Annotated in this window: 14 protein-coding genes; 2 read left to right on the forward strand and 12 right to left on the reverse strand. The window is 61.0% G+C overall.

The annotated features are described in order from the left end of the window. Positions 1–43: 43 nt before the first annotated feature. Together B5G40_RS01490 and mltG are read right to left on the reverse strand one after the other, a co-directional pair. Complete coding sequence (locus tag B5G40_RS01490; RefSeq protein WP_087398526.1) at positions 44–1258, reverse strand: peptidase U32 family protein; 1215 nt, start codon at positions 1256–1258, stop codon at positions 44–46. Next, on the reverse strand, positions 1251–2462 hold the full coding sequence (gene mltG / locus B5G40_RS01495) for an endolytic transglycosylase MltG (protein ID WP_087398527.1): 1212 nt from the start codon (positions 2460–2462) through the stop codon (positions 1251–1253). Before mltG ends, B5G40_RS01490 begins: the two co-directional genes overlap by 8 nt. Positions 2463–2563: 101 nt before the next feature. Here mltG and B5G40_RS17060 point away from each other — a divergent pair, with 101 nt between their 5' ends. Next, a complete protein-coding gene (locus B5G40_RS17060) occupies positions 2564–2716 on the forward strand; it encodes a hypothetical protein (protein WP_164475038.1) in 153 nt (50 codons plus the stop codon). A gap of 46 nt (positions 2717–2762) precedes the next feature. Here B5G40_RS17060 and B5G40_RS01500 read toward each other — a convergent pair whose 3' ends face one another. The 9 genes from B5G40_RS01500 to B5G40_RS01540 all read right to left on the reverse strand — a co-directional run bounded on the left by B5G40_RS01500 (position 2763) and on the right by B5G40_RS01540 (position 10670). Next, positions 2763–3347, reverse strand: coding sequence for a 5-formyltetrahydrofolate cyclo-ligase (locus tag B5G40_RS01500; RefSeq protein WP_087398528.1), 585 nt, complete (start codon positions 3345–3347; stop codon positions 2763–2765). Next, on the reverse strand, positions 3325–3870 hold the full coding sequence (locus tag B5G40_RS01505; RefSeq protein WP_087398529.1) for a DJ-1 family glyoxalase III: 546 nt from the start codon (positions 3868–3870) through the stop codon (positions 3325–3327). The genes B5G40_RS01500 and B5G40_RS01505 overlap by 23 nt, the downstream gene beginning before the upstream one ends. A gap of 11 nt (positions 3871–3881) precedes the next feature. Then, positions 3882–4553 carry a dTMP kinase gene (locus B5G40_RS01510; protein ID WP_087188279.1) on the reverse strand — a complete coding sequence of 224 codons (672 nt, stop codon included), beginning with the start codon at positions 4551–4553 and terminating at the stop codon, positions 3882–3884. A gap of 1 nt (position 4554) precedes the next feature. Beyond that, positions 4555–5277, reverse strand: a complete 723-nt coding sequence (locus B5G40_RS01515; protein WP_087398530.1) for a WecB/TagA/CpsF family glycosyltransferase — start codon at positions 5275–5277, stop codon at positions 4555–4557. A 163-nt stretch (positions 5278–5440) separates the two neighbouring features. Beyond that, a complete protein-coding gene (locus B5G40_RS01520; protein WP_087398531.1) occupies positions 5441–7330 on the reverse strand; it encodes a S41 family peptidase in 1890 nt (629 codons plus the stop codon). A gap of 86 nt (positions 7331–7416) precedes the next feature. Beyond that, positions 7417–9006 (reverse strand): hypothetical protein, encoded by a 1590-nt coding sequence (locus B5G40_RS01525; protein ID WP_087398532.1) that lies wholly within the window; start codon positions 9004–9006, stop codon positions 7417–7419. After that, positions 8999–9718, reverse strand: coding sequence for an ABC transporter ATP-binding protein (locus B5G40_RS01530; protein ID WP_087398533.1), 720 nt, complete (start codon positions 9716–9718; stop codon positions 8999–9001). Before B5G40_RS01530 ends, B5G40_RS01525 begins: the two co-directional genes overlap by 8 nt. Positions 9719–9721: 3 nt before the next feature. After that, positions 9722–10039, reverse strand: a complete 318-nt coding sequence (locus B5G40_RS01535) for a YbjQ family protein (protein WP_087188284.1) — start codon at positions 10037–10039, stop codon at positions 9722–9724. After that, the gene (locus B5G40_RS01540) at positions 10020–10670 is read right to left on the reverse strand and encodes a MerR family transcriptional regulator (protein ID WP_087272485.1); all 651 of its coding nucleotides are present in this window, start codon (positions 10668–10670) and stop codon (positions 10020–10022) included. Before B5G40_RS01540 ends, B5G40_RS01535 begins: the two co-directional genes overlap by 20 nt. A 121-nt stretch (positions 10671–10791) precedes the next feature. Between B5G40_RS01540 and spoVAC the strand changes: the two genes are divergently transcribed. Beyond that, positions 10792–11232, forward strand: a complete 441-nt coding sequence (gene spoVAC / locus B5G40_RS01545) for a stage V sporulation protein AC (RefSeq protein WP_087272488.1) — start codon at positions 10792–10794, stop codon at positions 11230–11232. A gap of 59 nt (positions 11233–11291) precedes the next feature. Here the strand turns inward: spoVAC and B5G40_RS01550 are convergent, their stop codons facing one another. Continuing rightward, positions 11292–13469 (reverse strand): M28 family peptidase, encoded by a 2178-nt coding sequence (locus B5G40_RS01550; RefSeq protein ID WP_158099466.1) that lies wholly within the window; start codon positions 13467–13469, stop codon positions 11292–11294. Positions 13470–14189: the final 720 nt, after the last annotated feature.

Raw genomic sequence — 14189 nt, forward strand, 5'->3', positions numbered from 1 at the left:
GTCACAAAAAAGTCCAGGCGAATTTCGCCTGGACTTTTGCATATCAGGAATTTTCCCGGCAGGCCCGGAGGATGGACAGAGGGGGCACCGGACGGGGCAGCTTCATGCGGAATACCATCTGGGGAGTACGGGGCTCAGTGAGGGGCCAGCCGTTTTCATCCTCCATGGCGCCGGCGGTAAAGGGGGTGGCAGCCACGTCGGGGCCCACCAACTCCAGCTCATCTCCCACGGCAAACTTATTGCGCAGGGACAGGGTGGCGTTGCCCTCAGAATCGCAAGCGGTGACAATGGCCACCACCTGCCACTCCCGGACGTACCGGGCGTCGCCGGTGTACTGGCCGGGCTGGCCGAAGTAGAAACCGGTGGAGTATGGGCGGTGGCTCACCTTGTCCACCTCTTCCCGCCACACCGGGTCCATGGGCTGACCGGCGGCCGCTGCGTCGATGGCGTGGCGGTAGGCGGCGGTGACAGCGGCGGCGTAGTAGGCGCTCTTGGCACGGCCCTCGATTTTGAGAGAGTTGAGGCCCGCCTCCATCAGCTCCGGAATGTGGTCGATCATGCACATATCCCGGGAGTTCATAATGAAGGCGCCGCCCTCATCTTCGCCGATGGGGAAGTATTCCCCGGGGCGCTTTTCCTCCATCAAAGCGTACTTGTAGCGGCAGGGCTGGGCGCAGGCGCCCCGGTTGGCGTCCCGGCCAGTCATATAGTTGCTCAGCAGGCAACGGCCGGAGTAGCTGACGCACATGGCGCCGTGGACAAAAGCCTCGATCTCCAGCTCCTTGGGGGCCTTGGCCCGGATCTCCCGGATCTCATCCAGGGACAGCTCCCGGGCCAGAATCACCCGGCTGGCACCCAGATCGTACCAGGCACGGGCAGCCTGATAGTTGGAGATGCTGGCCTGGGTGGAGATGTGTGCCTTGACCTTGGGAGCGTGCTTTTTCAGCAAAGAGAGCACACCTACGTCGGCCACGATGGCGGCGTCCACCCCCAGAGACTGGAGGTACTCCAGCCACTGGGGCAGCCGGGCCACCTCGTCGTTGCGGGGCATGGTGTTGCAGGTCACATGGATGGACACGCCCTTGCTGTGGCACAGTTCCACTGCCTGACGCATTTCCTCCTCGGTGAAGTTGCCGGCAAAGGCACGCATACCAAAATCATTGCCCGCCAGATAGACCGCGTCTGCCCCGTATGCCAGGGACATTTTCAGTCGTTCCATGTCCCCGGCGGGGGAGAGCAGTTCGATTTGTTTAGTCATTCTTGTACAGCTCCTGGCTATTGAGGAAAGATTGGTGCTCACTGCTGGAGCGGAAGAAGTGGTGTACCCCGTCGTCGCCCAGCGCATAGTAGTAGTAATTGGTAGAGTCGGGGTTCACCGCCGCCTTCAGGGCGTCCACACCGGGACAGGAGATGGCGGTGGGGGGGAGTCCCTTGTGGGTATAAGTGTTATAGGGGGTGTCCGCCTGCGTGTTTACTTTGGTGCCGCCGGTGACATACAGGATGGTGGCGTCGATGTTCAGATAGCCCGCCGTCTCGCTGGTGGGGTTGTTGAGACGGTTGTAGATCACCGAGGAGATCTTGCCCTGGTCGGTGCCGTCAGTTTCCTTCTCGATCATGGAGGCAATGATGACGGCGTCGTTGACGCTCATGCCCTTGTCCGTCATGGTCTGGCGCATCTCGTCGGTGAAGATCTGGTCAAAACGAAGGATCATCTTGTTGAGCACGCTCACCGGGTCCTCGCCCATATAGAACTCATAGGTGTCGGGGAAGAGGTAGCCCTCCAGACGCTTGGCGTCGCCCAGGGGCAGCACGCCCTGGAGGAAGGAGAACTTGAAGTCGTAATTGGCGGCGGTCTCCTCCAGATCTTCCACCGTGGCCACGCCGGCCTTCTCCAGCATCTCAAAGATCTGGGCCTCGGTGGTGCCCTCCGGGATGGTCACCGTGGTGGTGAGCCGGTTGGCGGAACTGGAACCCATGCTGCTGATGAGGGCCCGATAGTCCATGTCGGTATTCAGCTCGTAGCTGCCCGGGGTGATCTTGGCGCCGTCCTCTCCGGCCTGACCCGAGACATGGGTGAAGCTGCAGAAGAGCTTGAATACAAATTTATATTCGATCAGGCCGGCATCCTTCAGCTTGTCGGCAACCTGATTCACTGTATCGCCCTCCTTAATCTCCACCACAGCGGTGAGGGGGGCTTTGTTTAGAGCGAGGATGTCGTTGGCCCACATCCAGCTGACACCTGCCAGCAGAACGGAGGCGCCCAGTACGCATACCACATAGATCAAAATACCCCATGAGCCCAGACGCTTGCGCTTCTTGCGGGGCCGGGACCGTTGCTGCCCCTCCGGGGCGGAGGGGGCACGGCCGGACGAGCGGCTGGAAGGCGCCAGACGTTTTCCGCCATGGTTGGCATGGGAAGAGGTCTCCTGACGGCCCTCGTTGTGATAATCTTCCTGAGACATAGGTTCAACTCCTAACCGAATGAAAAACAGTGGCCTGCCGGAACCACGATTGCTCCCTCCGCATAGAATAGGTCAGTTAAAGCAAGTGAGGTGAGACGACAATGTGTTTCGGCAATAACGGTTTTGGCGGCAACAGCTGCCTGTGGATCATCCTGATCATCATCCTGCTGTGCTGCTGCTGCGGCGGCGGGAACAGCTGCGGCAACAGCTGCGGCTGCAATAACAACTGCGGTTGCAACGACGGCTGCTGCTGAGCCGTACGTACCGCGGGGAAGCGGGGCCTCAGGCCCCGCTTTTCTCCTATCCCGGTGCGGACGGGCCGTACAGGCCGGTCTCGGTGACCACCAGATTCACCCCCAGGTCGTGGGGGAGGCGGGGAATGGCCTCCATCAGCAGTCCATCCCGGCACAGCGCGGCGGTGATGCCGGAAAATCCGGCCAGCCAGCGGTCGTAATACCCGCCGCCCCGCCCAAGCCGGCCGCCGGAGCGGTCAAAGGCCAGCCCGGGCACCAGAACCAGATCGATCTGGTCCGGCGGGATGAGGGGACAGTCCGGGCCCGGTTCCAGCATTCCGTAGGGATGGCGGACGAGGGTACTGTCCCTTTGGACGAGCCTGGCCTCCATTTGGTTCCCCGGCAGGCACCTGGGCAGACACACCTGCTTTCCTATATCCCACAGGGGTGGCAGCAGCCGGACGGTGTCCGGCTCGGTGTCCATGCCGTGGTAGAGCAGGACGGTCCGGACGGACTCTATCTGAGGCAGGGCCAGAAAGCGGCGGAACAGGGATTCATCTCCGGCGATCCGCTCCGGAGGAGACAGCGCGGCCAGCCAGTCCAGCGCCTGACGGCGCAGGCGGGCCTTCTCAGCCGTGATAGTGGACGGCATTCTTTACCTGGGCAGCAGCGGCAGGCCCCTTCAGGATCTCTACCAGCTTCAGGCCGAAGGAGAAAGCGGAACCGGCGGCTTCGCCGGTGACAATGTGGCCATCCACCACGACGGAGGAACCCTTCTGTACCACAGCGGAGCCCATCAGATCCTCCATGCCGGGATAGCATACCGCGTTGCGGCGGTCCAGCATCCCCAGGTTGGCCAGAATGGTGGGAGCAGCACAGATGGCGGCCAGCCAGCAGCCGTGATCATAGCAGCGCTGGATGAGGGCCTGGGCCCGCATATCGCCGCTGATGGCCTCCACGCCGCCCAGTCCGCCGGGGAGCATAAGCATCCGCAACTGGTCGGGCTCCAGTTGGTCCAGTGTGGTGTCCGCCGTGACAGTGATCCCGTGGCTGCCGGTGACCTGAAGTCCGTCCAGGCCCACCAGGGTTACCTTGACGCCGGCCCGGCGCAGCAGGTCGGCGGGGACCAGAGCTTCGCTCTCTTCAAACCCGTTACCCAGTAAAATCGCTACCATTCAACAGCACCTCATTTTATGATTTGGGCTACCATGGCCCAGATGTCTTGGTGGATTTCTTCCGTGGAGCGCAGACGTCCTGTCTGGTCCACGCAGGGGACCTTGTGCCAGCCCAGGCAGTCAGCCGCCCGCAGAGCGGTGCGGCGGCACAGGGCCAGATAATCGGTATCTACTTCGTGAATATCGCCTTTGGTATGGGTGGCCGCCTCCCGGCTGCGCAGCAGCTCCACGGCCCGTTCTGTGGGCATATCCAGATAGATCACCTGGTCGGGGAAGGGCAGGCCCAGCTTGGAGCATTCAAAGTCGAAGAGCCAATGAAAGAACTCCTCCCACTGGTCCTCAGGTAGCTTGCTGGCCTGGTGGACGGCGTTGGAGGTGGTGTACCGGTCGGAGAGTACCAGCCCGCCGTTCCGGTAGTAGTCTCCCCACACTTTCTTCCAGGATGCGTACCGATCCACCGCGTAGAAGGTGGAGGCGGCATAGGGATTTACGTCAGAGGGATGGGAGCCGAACTCACCGCCCAGATACATCCGCAGCAGGGCGGAAGAGGGCTCCTGGTACTGGGGAAAGACCAGGCGGCGGAAGGAGATATCCTCCTGCTCCAGCCGCTGACACAGCAGCTTGAACTGGGTGGACTTGCCGGAGCCGTCGGTTCCCTCAAATACGATCAGCTTTCCTGCCATATCAGCGCCTCCTGACCCGGGCGCCTACGGCATACCACAGCACCAAGGGGAGCTTGGCCATGCGTCCGATGCGCTTAGGTTCCTTGATGAGCCGGTGGAGCCATTCCAGCCCCAGCTTTTGAAAGGCCTTGGGAGCCCGTTCCACCACGCCGGCAAAGACGTCCAGGGAGCCGCCCAGGCCGATCATCAGGTGCGCGCCGGTGGCGGGACCGTTCTGTACCATCCAGAACTCCTGCTTGGGCGCGCCCAGACAGACAAAGACCACATCTGCGGCGGCGGCGCGGATTTCCTCCACCACCGGACCGTCCTCCTTGAAGTAGCCGTCGTGGGTACCGCAAACAATAAGTCCGGGATAGGTACTCTTCAGGTTGGCAGCGGCCAGCTCGGCCACGCCGGGTTTGGCGCCCAGCAGAAAGAGCCGCTTTCCGTGTTCCGCCATCCATGCCACCAGCCGCTGGGCAAAATCGATGCCCGGCACTTTGCTTTTCAGGGGGCGGCCCAGAATCTTGGCGGAGTAGATCACACCGATGCCGTCGGCCAGCACCAGGTCAGCCCCCAGCAGGGCCTGCTTGAATTCGGGGTTTTTCCGGGCGGCCAGGATAAATTCCGGGTTGGGGGTCACAGCATAGTGAAAGCCGTCCGCTTCCACCAGCCCGGAGCCAGTCTGTACCGCCTCATCCAACGTCAGGTCGTCGAAGCCGACGCCCAAAACATCTGTCCTCAAAATGAATTGCCTCCGATTGGATCAAGTCCATAATTTCACACCATTCTACCATAGCGGAAGAGAAAAGTCCATGCGGAAACAGGGAGAAAGGAGGGCAGAAATGATAAAGTTTCTGTGAAGAAAGCCGGAAAAGCGCCCTTCGCACAGCGAAGGGCGCTTTTGCTCAGATCAGAGAGGGAAGCAGATTCAGCTTGCACAGCAGAGTGCAGGTCAGGGCGGCAGCCTCCTCCCGGGTGGTGACTCCGGCGGGATCGATCTCACTGGGGGCGGCCCAAAGCAGGCCGTCCTCATCCTGTGCCAGCAGCCATACCGACTCCCAGGACCAGGAGGAATAGTTCTGATACTCGGCGAACGCCGCCTCCGGACGATTCTGCCAGGTCTGGATCAGATCCAGATCAAGTTTCCTGCCCAGGCGGGACAGGATGGTGATAAACTGCTCGTGGCTCACCGGATCGTTGGGGGCGAAGCGACCGCCGCCTACGCCGTTTACCAGTCCCATGGAGGCCAGGGCATTGACGGAGGGACCGTACCAGTCGTCCATGGACACGTCGGTAAAGGCGCTCTCCACGGTAGGAACCTTGCAGTTCAGGGCCTGGGCCAGCAGGGCACACAGTTGGCCCCGGGTCAGAGCTTCCGCGGGACGATAGGTGCCGTCTCCCGCGCCCAGTACCACGCCGTAGGTGGCCAGCAGGCCGATTTCATCGGCATAGGGGGACTGAGTGGTGTCGGAGAACCCCCGGTGATGATAGCCGCTGAGGCCGCAGGCGGCGGCCAGATCGGCGGCGGTGGTGGCCTCCCAGCCATCACCGGTGCCTGTCCGCAGCAGGACTCCGTCGGGCAGGGCCTCCAGCAGCGCGGTAAAGGCAGCCTGGTAGGAGGTGGAGCAGGCTTGTTCCAAATCGATGTACCAGGCACCGTTCAGATCAATGCGCGCCGTACCGGAGGTGTCTCCCTGGGGCTCGGGACTGGAGAGAAGCACGGCGGCCTCGTCCGCCAGGGACGGGTTCAGCAGCAGATGCGGCATGACGCCGATGGTGTCGTTGCTGGTACCGGCAGGCCCGAAAAAGCGATAGGCGGTCATTTTCAGAGCATCGCCCTCGGAGAAAAAGGCAGGAAAGAGGGTGCTGTCCAACAGGATCTGAGCGACTCCTTTTCCGTAGGTGCGGTCTCCCACCAGCAGGCCGGAGCCGGTGTCCCGAATGGCGGAGGCAAACAGCTCGGAGGCGCTGGCCGAATAGAAGTTGGTCAGGACGATGAGCGGTTCATCGGTGATCTGGGCGCTCTGACTGCCCTGGGCGTTGATGGAGCCGTCGCTGGCCCGCATATAAACCAGCTGATCGTTGGGACCAGCAAAATAGCTGATGGTGTTGAGAGCGGCGGTCACTTCTCCGCCGCCGTTGTTGCGCAGGTCCATGATCCAGTGGTCGGCCTGACTGCCATAGGTTTCCAAACCTTCCTGCACATGACCGGCGGTTTCAGGACCAAAGGCGTCGCAGGCCACATAGCCGATGTGGTCCTCCCAAAGTTCAGTATAGGCGGTGGGCACCACAAAGGCGCAGCGGGTCAGGGTGACGGTGTGGGCCTGGCCGTCCCGCAGATAAGTCAGCTGGAAGGAGGTCCCCACCTCGCCGCCCAGCAGAGCGGAGGCCTGCTCCAGGCTGATTTTCATACAAGACTGGCCATCGATGGCGGTAATTACGTCTCCTGCCAGCAGACCACCCGCCTCTGCGGCGGAGCCGGGGATCACGCGGGTTACCAGCAGACCATCGTCAGCCAGCTGAATGGAAACGCCGGCGCCTACCAGCTCAGAGTCGGAGAGAGAGGCGTGAAAGGCAGCATACTCTTCGGCGGTAAAATATTCGGTGTAGGGGTCTCCGAGGGCCTGGATAATCCCGTTCATATCCGTTTGCTCAAATACCTGGTCGGGAAGAGGGTCCAGGTAGTACCAGTTCAGCAGCGTCAGAGCCTGCGAGGGATTGAGCGCCTGGGCAGCGGTTGTCAGCAAAAGGCTTGCGGCCAGCCCCACGGCCGGCAGGCGAAAGCGAAGTTTCATAGTACGCCTCCCGTAATATTATGTAACCCCATTTTATAGCAAAGCGGGGGCGGGCGCAAGGCCCGTCCCCACTTTGTAGCAATTTGTCATTTTTCCTCCAGACTGCGGAACAATGCGGGCCCCTGGCGCACAAGTGCAAGGAAGGAGAGGACGGCCGCAGCGGCCAGAATAACGGCGTATACCAGCAGCAGACCCACGCTGCCCAGAGGCTCCAGAAGAAAGAACCACAGCAGGAAAAGAAGCAGGACTAGAACCATGGGCAGGAAGGTGGACAGCATGGCGGAGGCCGACTGCTTGACCACCACGGCGTCGTTGACCGCGTCCAGCTTGGGAAAGTGGAGGTTGATCCAGAGCCCGAAGGGGGCGCACATCAGGGCGAAGAGTAATCCGTCAACCAGCAGGAGTATCCACTCTGCCGGAGTTAGGGCAAAGGCCAGACAGAGCATGAGCCACCCCACGGCCAGACAGGGTAGGATGACCAGCAGCTGGAAGGCCACCTTCATGCCCAGAATGGTGGTCACCGGAACGGGGGCGCACTGGAGCAGCCAGAGCTGCTTGCCCTCCAGGCTGATGGAGGAGCCGGTGATGGCAACGGTGGACAGGCAGAACGTAATGCCTGCCAGCAGCAGCGGAGCCAGAGCCAGGCCGCCAGCCATCTCTAAAAATTGTGCGATGGATTCCCGGTAGATGAGAGCGGCTACCCCGGCGCCGGGCAGCAGGAGCAGACCGATTCCGGTGTTGAATACATAGCTGGGGGTGCCGAACCACCGGCGGGCCTCCTTCCGCAGCAGGGCGCCCCGCTGGCTGGAGGAGGACAGCCTGCCCAGCTTGTAATCCGAGCGGGTCCGGTGGGTGGACAGCCGGGTGATGATGGCCTTATACTGCCAGGCCAACAGCCACACTACCACCAGGAAGGGGACCAGGCACAGGGCCCACAGAGCCGCCAGCTGAAGCAGATTTCCGCCGCTCACCCCCTCTGCCAGCAGCAGGAAGGGACGGCCCCAGCCCTGGAAGAAGGACAGGATGGCGGGGGCGGCATTTTCCATATTGTTGGAAGCGGCGCTCAGCCAGAAGGAGCCCACCAGAATCAGAGCCAGCAGGAGCAGCTGGAGCAGGGTGGAGGCCAGGGCCTTCCGGGAAAACCGGCCGGACAGCCAGGCCAGCACAAAGCCTATGATGAGGGTGAGCAGGGTGGGCAGCAGGTTGAGAAAGAGGGCGGAAACCAGCAGTAGCGGGAGCACCGCCCAACCTCCCGGCCCGCCGTACCACAGATAGATCACCCCGGCGGGGAGGAGCACGAACACGGTGGATACCAGGTTTTCCAGATAGAGCGCCAGGGTACGGGAGAGCATAAGGGTAAACGGGGAAATGGGTAGGGAGAGCATCAGGTCGTTGTCCTTAGCCCCATATACCACGCCCTGGGCTGCAAAGAGGGAGAAAAAGAAACCCAGCAGGACAGCCACCAGGGACATGAGCACCAGCAGCAGGGGCAGGGCCCCCACCGCCGCCAGCTGTCCGGCCAGCAGGGAACTGTACACCCCGGAGATATAGAGCGACAACCCGGCCAGCAGGGCCAGGGCGCCTATGCCGGAGAAGGAGCGCTTCTTCCGGCCCACCCGCATGGCGGAGAGCAGGGAGCGGAAATTCAGCTTCAGCAGGGCGAGAAATTTAGCCATGCCCGTCTCCCTCCAGTTCCAGGAATACGTCCTCCAGGGTGGAGTCTCCCACCAGTTCAGCGGTATTGCCCATGCGGATCAGCTTGCCCTGTTTGATGATAGCCACCCGATGACACAGCTTTTCGGCCACCTCCAGCACATGGGTGGAGAAAAATACCGCGCTGCCGGCGGCGCACAGCTCCGCCCAGAACTGTTTGAGCAGGTGGGCCGCCGACGGGTCCAGACCCACGAAGGGCTCGTCCAAAATGAGCAGCTTGGGCTGGCGGATCAGGGCGGAGATGAGGGCCAGCTTCTGCTTCATGCCGTGGGAGTAGCTGCCGATGGGGCTGCCCAGATGGCCGGTGAGCTGAAAAGCGTCGCCGTACCTGGCGATGAGATTCTGACGGGTATCCCCGGAGATCTCGTATAGATCGGCGATGAAATTGAGAAACTGGATGCCGGTGAGAAATTCATAGAGGTCGGGGTTGTCGGGCAGGAAGGCGGTGACCTTCTTGGCGGCCAGGGCGTCGGTGCGGACGTTGTGCCCGTCAATGGTGATGGTGCCCTCTGTAAAGTCCATGACACCCGCCACTGCCCGGAGGGTGGTAGTCTTGCCCGCACCGTTGTGGCCGATGAACCCGAAGATCTCACCGGGGGCCACATGGAGGCTCAGGTCGTCCACCGCCCGCTTGCCGCCGGGGTAGGTCTTGGAAAAGTGTTCGATGTGCAGCATGGGTTATCCCTCCACGATTTTGACGGCGGTGCCGTAGGCGGTGATCTCAGCCGCGCCCTGCATGATGGAGGCGGAGGTATAGCGTACGCCCACCACGGCGTCGGCCCCCATGGCCTCGGCATCATCCACCATGCGCTTGGTGGCGATCTGACGGGCCTCGGTGAGCATTTTGGTATAGCTCTCGATCTCGCCGCCCACCAGGGTCTTCATACCGGCCATAAAGTCCTTGCCGAAGTGCTTGGACTGGACCACGCTGCCCTTGGCGATACCCAGGGCCTGGATCTCTTTGCCGGGGATGTACTCAATATTTAGAAGCAGCATTTTCTTCTCCTCCTTGGATCTGTTTGATGCGCTGGATGAGGGCCAGCAGGACCCCGACGATGAACACAGCCGGGATGAGGGTGAGTACCACCACTACCGGCAGCGGGGGCGCGTCGGTGGGGAAGGCCACAGCGGCCCACACCACCAGGGCCATGACGCCCCCCATCAGGACCACGAACAGTAGGGCGCATACCACCGGCGGGATGTAGTGGGACACAGTATCTTTCTTATGGATGTTCACAAAGCGGGTCCCCTCACCTTCCATACGGTCCATTTCCGACAGCCACCGGTCCGCGTCCAGGTCGGCCAGCTGCTGGCCGGCGTCGGCCAATGTCTGGCACAGGGTCCGGATGGTGGCCAGATTGGCCTGCTCCCGTTCCAACTGAATAATGTGCCGCCGCAGGCCGTCGTCCAGGGTCAGGATGCCCTGCTGCATTTTTCGGATCTCTTCCATAGGTACGTCCAGCTTCCGCAGCAGCTTGATTTTACGCAGTGCTTCCACGTCGGCGTCGGTATAATCCCGGTAGCCGTTGTCCGCATTGCGTCCGGGGTTCAGCAGCCCCTCTTTTTCATAAAAGCGGATGTTGCGCTTGGTGACGCCCACCAGCTGCTCCACCTCGTTGATCTTCATGCCGCTCACCTCCGACGCAAAAAGGTATACCCTCCACCGGGTGGAAAGTCAAGAAAAAAATATACCCTTGCACATATTCCCGCGGCTGGCGGACATAATGGAGGAAAAGGAGGCGCGTACCATGGACATGACCAACGAGGAGTACAGCCGCTATGTGGCTGGGATGGCCAAGCCCTCTCCCCTGTGGAAGGATCTGATCTGGGCCTTTCTGGTGGGCGGTTTGATCTGCACCCTGGGACAGGGGCTGAGCGACCTGTACCAGAGCTGGGGATTGGATAAGACCGACGCAGGGACAGCGGTGTCCGTCACGCTGATTTTCCTTTCCGCCTTTTTCACCGCCCTGGGGTGGTTTGATAAGCTGGCCCAGCACGCCGGAGCGGGTACTCTGGTACCCATCACCGGCTTTGCCAATGCGGTGGCCTCTCCCGCTCTGGAGTTCAAAAGCGAGGGACTGGTGCTGGGGGTAGGCGCCAGGATGTTTATCATCGCTGGGCCGGTCATTGTCTATGGGCTGGTGGCCAGTGTGATCTATGGTGTGATCCTGGTACTGATGGGTGCCTGATTGCGCTAAACAGAAAACGCGGAGCACGGTTTTGCCGTGCTCCGCGTTTTCTCATCGGGTCAAGCCTGAAGCAGCTGGGTCAGCTCACCCATGGCGGCCGTCTCCTCAGCCACCTGCTGGGCCAGAAGCTGCTGCTGCTGGGTTAGAGCGTCGTTGTAGAGGGCAATCTCCTCATCAAAGGAGGGGGCCTCCTCCATGCTCTTGGCCAGCAGAGACATCGTGGCGGGATAGGTTTCCGCCAGGATGGAGCCCTTGCCGGTACCCCAGAACAGGTTGCCCGGGTTGGAGTCCTCCAGCAGAGCCTCCTTGGACCGGGCGTTGGTCTCCAGGCTGAAATTATAGTAGCCGTACTCGGTGCCGCCGTTGATCATCCAGGCCAGATCCAGCGCGCCGGTGCCTTCCTCATTGCCCAGTACTCCCTGCTCCAGGGCGTCGACCACGCCGGAGATCAGAGCGATATTCTCCTGATAGGCCTGATGCTTGATGAGAATGGTGGAGGTGGAAGCGATGCCGATGAAGTGGTCCTGGACAAAGCGGAAGGCCTCCAGGGTCTTGGCGTTCAGCGCCCGGCCCTCGGCCCGGATGGCGTCCAGGTCCTCCTGGCTGGCTCCTTCGGACAGAGCCTGCTGATAGCGGTTGTTGACAGCGGCGATTTCCTGATTCCACTCGTCGGCAACTGTCCGCAGCGTCTCCAGGGCGGTGGTGTAGGCTTCGCCGTCGCCGCCGGCGGCGGCCACCAGATCGGCGTCCAGAGCCTCCGCCAGATCGTCGCAGGTGGCGGTCAGGTCCAGCTCCAGAGCGGGCGTCTGATCCAGGTAGATGGCCAGCGTACCGAAGGTGTTCAGATTGGTGTGCATCACGTCGGCGCTGTAGGTATCCCGGTCGTCGGCGGCGGTGTGGTAGCGCTGCTGAATCCAACCCTCCTCGCCGTCCTGGGTGCCGGGGATGTTGATGAAGTAAGGTACGCCGGAGGCCCGGTAGGAGACGCCGTCCTCCATGGTGTTGGTGTCCACCGACTGGCCGCTGATGCCGCCGGGGTACACGTTGTTAACAGGCTGGGTCAAAAGACCGGATTCTTCCACAAAGGACTGGGTCAATGTGGAAAACTCGGGGACGCAGCTGATCTGTCCCTCCTCCATGCCGTCGTAGAAGGCGGGCAGCTCAAAGTTCAGCAGAGCGATGGTCTTGCCGGCCCACTCGGGATGGGCGGTGTTGATCATTTCCCAGGCGCCGGTGGTCCAGTCAAACTGGGTGCCCGAGGCGCCCCACTCCTCGGAGCCGTGGGCGATGAAGCGGATGTCGTTTTCCGGCTGGTAACCGGAATCCACCATGGCCTTGGCCATGGCCAGCACCAGGCCGATGGCGCAGCTGTCGTCCTGGAAGCCGTTGAAGTAGACGTCATAGTGGCCTGCCACCAGGATCTGCTGCTCAGAGCTGCGGCCCTTCAGGGTGCCCACCACATTGTAGCTGGTTCCCTGATCCGGCTCCATGACGTTGTCCACCATCAGGGTAGCGGTGTCGTGTCCCGCGGCCAGAGCCTCCGCCAGCTGGAGATACTGGTTCTTGCTGATGCTGACGCAGGGGATCACATCCTTGGAGCAAACGTCCTGCATATTGATCATGTCGTCGGAATAGGTGGCGTAGCCGCCCACATCGTAGGTGACGATGGCGCTGGCACCGTGGAGAGCAGCCTCATTCATATACTGGTCGATCCAGGCCACATTCCACTGGTCCACGCCCACCAGAGCGATCTTGCCGTCCACGTCCACCCCCTCGTACTCGGCGGCGGTACCGGTGCCCACATCCACCAGCTGGGCGGTAATGCCGTCAGCGTCCGTGCCGTTGGTGGCGTAGGAGGCGGGCATGATCTGGATGTCGGTGTCGGCGATGGTGAGAGAGGCGTCGTTGAACTGCCACTTATCCACGGTGACAGGCACCTTTTCCACCGTCAGGCCGATGGACTCCATCTCGGCGGCGATGTAGTCGGCGGCAGCGTGCTCGGCATCGGAACCGGCGGTGCGCCAGCCCAGTTCGTTGGACAGGTAGGCGGGATCGTAGGCCAGGGTCTCGGCGATCTGGTAGGCGTATTCCTGGTCTACCTGTTCCAGATAGGCGGATACCAGGGCCTGAGTATCCTGTCCGGCAGAGGGCTCCGGCTGCTCATCCGGTTGGGAGCAGGCGGTCAGGGACAGCAGCAGAGCTGCTGCGGCGGTTGCGGCAATCAGGCGTTTCCTCATCTTTTTTCTCTCCTCCAAACGTGTGGAGCGGAAAGGCAGCAAAAAAGCCATGGCGCAGATACACACCATGGCTGGAACACAAAGAGAGTTATAGTTCGCCTGTTACGGGGGCCCGTACCGTGCAGTCCGATTCATCACTCTTATTGACCGTTCACAAGTTGATGTGCGTATCTACGCATCGGTTATGAAGTAACCAACTTATAAAACTTGAGCCTTTCCGCTCAATCAATAAGGCAACAAAGTTGCCAGTCCGTACCCGCGGTACGGTCCCCGGCTCTTCGACGGGTTTTCGGCATTTGACCCGGCCGTCCGTGTAGCCTTGATCCTTGTGAAAGGATGGTCAGGACGTGCATTCGCACAGGCGTTCAAAAACGAACATACAATTTATACCACAGGTCAATGCAGGTGTCAATCCTGAATTTCGGGTAAGTGGGATGGATCCGGGTATGTGTAAATATAGTGGAAGCCAATAAGAGAAAAGATAAGAAATTGTGAAAAACAAATAAAAAAGACTTGACAAACGGCAGACCCAATAGTATACTAAAACCAGAAAGAAAGAGGTGAACCCAATGGGCTAGTAAAGTCCAAATCATCAAAGCCTCAACGCAGAAGGAAAAGGAACGGTTCGTTTTAGGCAACACGTGTTCCCAACAAACTCATTGAAGCGAGGAGACCCGGAAACCTCAGATGCGAAGTTCGCTGAAGACGGAAATCAGGGTA

Origin of the sequence: Flavonifractor sp. An9 (assembly GCF_002161245.1) — a bacterium.
Classification (GTDB): Bacteria; Bacillota; Clostridia; order Oscillospirales; family Oscillospiraceae; genus Flavonifractor; species Flavonifractor avicola.

What these genes read in the sequence shown, in the direction of transcription:
- B5G40_RS01490 (WP_087398526.1), bottom strand. Translation starts at nt 1,258, where the DNA reads ATGACTAAACAAATCGAACTGCTCTCCCCCGCCGGGGACATGGAACGA.
- mltG (WP_087398527.1), bottom strand. Translation starts at nt 2,462, where the DNA reads ATGTCTCAGGAAGATTATCACAACGAGGGCCGTCAGGAGACCTCTTCC.
- B5G40_RS17060 (WP_164475038.1), top strand. Translation starts at nt 2,564, where the DNA reads ATGTGTTTCGGCAATAACGGTTTTGGCGGCAACAGCTGCCTGTGGATC.
- B5G40_RS01500 (WP_087398528.1), bottom strand. Translation starts at nt 3,347, where the DNA reads ATGCCGTCCACTATCACGGCTGAGAAGGCCCGCCTGCGCCGTCAGGCG.
- B5G40_RS01505 (WP_087398529.1), bottom strand. Translation starts at nt 3,870, where the DNA reads ATGGTAGCGATTTTACTGGGTAACGGGTTTGAAGAGAGCGAAGCTCTG.
- B5G40_RS01510 (WP_087188279.1), bottom strand. Translation starts at nt 4,553, where the DNA reads ATGGCAGGAAAGCTGATCGTATTTGAGGGAACCGACGGCTCCGGCAAG.
- B5G40_RS01520 (WP_087398531.1), bottom strand. Translation starts at nt 7,330, where the DNA reads ATGAAACTTCGCTTTCGCCTGCCGGCCGTGGGGCTGGCCGCAAGCCTT.
- B5G40_RS01525 (WP_087398532.1), bottom strand. Translation starts at nt 9,006, where the DNA reads ATGGCTAAATTTCTCGCCCTGCTGAAGCTGAATTTCCGCTCCCTGCTC.
- B5G40_RS01530 (WP_087398533.1), bottom strand. Translation starts at nt 9,718, where the DNA reads ATGCTGCACATCGAACACTTTTCCAAGACCTACCCCGGCGGCAAGCGG.
- B5G40_RS01535 (WP_087188284.1), bottom strand. Translation starts at nt 10,039, where the DNA reads ATGCTGCTTCTAAATATTGAGTACATCCCCGGCAAAGAGATCCAGGCC.
- B5G40_RS01540 (WP_087272485.1), bottom strand. Translation starts at nt 10,670, where the DNA reads ATGAAGATCAACGAGGTGGAGCAGCTGGTGGGCGTCACCAAGCGCAAC.
- spoVAC (WP_087272488.1), top strand. Translation starts at nt 10,792, where the DNA reads ATGGACATGACCAACGAGGAGTACAGCCGCTATGTGGCTGGGATGGCC.
- B5G40_RS01550 (WP_158099466.1), bottom strand. Translation starts at nt 13,469, where the DNA reads ATGAGGAAACGCCTGATTGCCGCAACCGCCGCAGCAGCTCTGCTGCTG.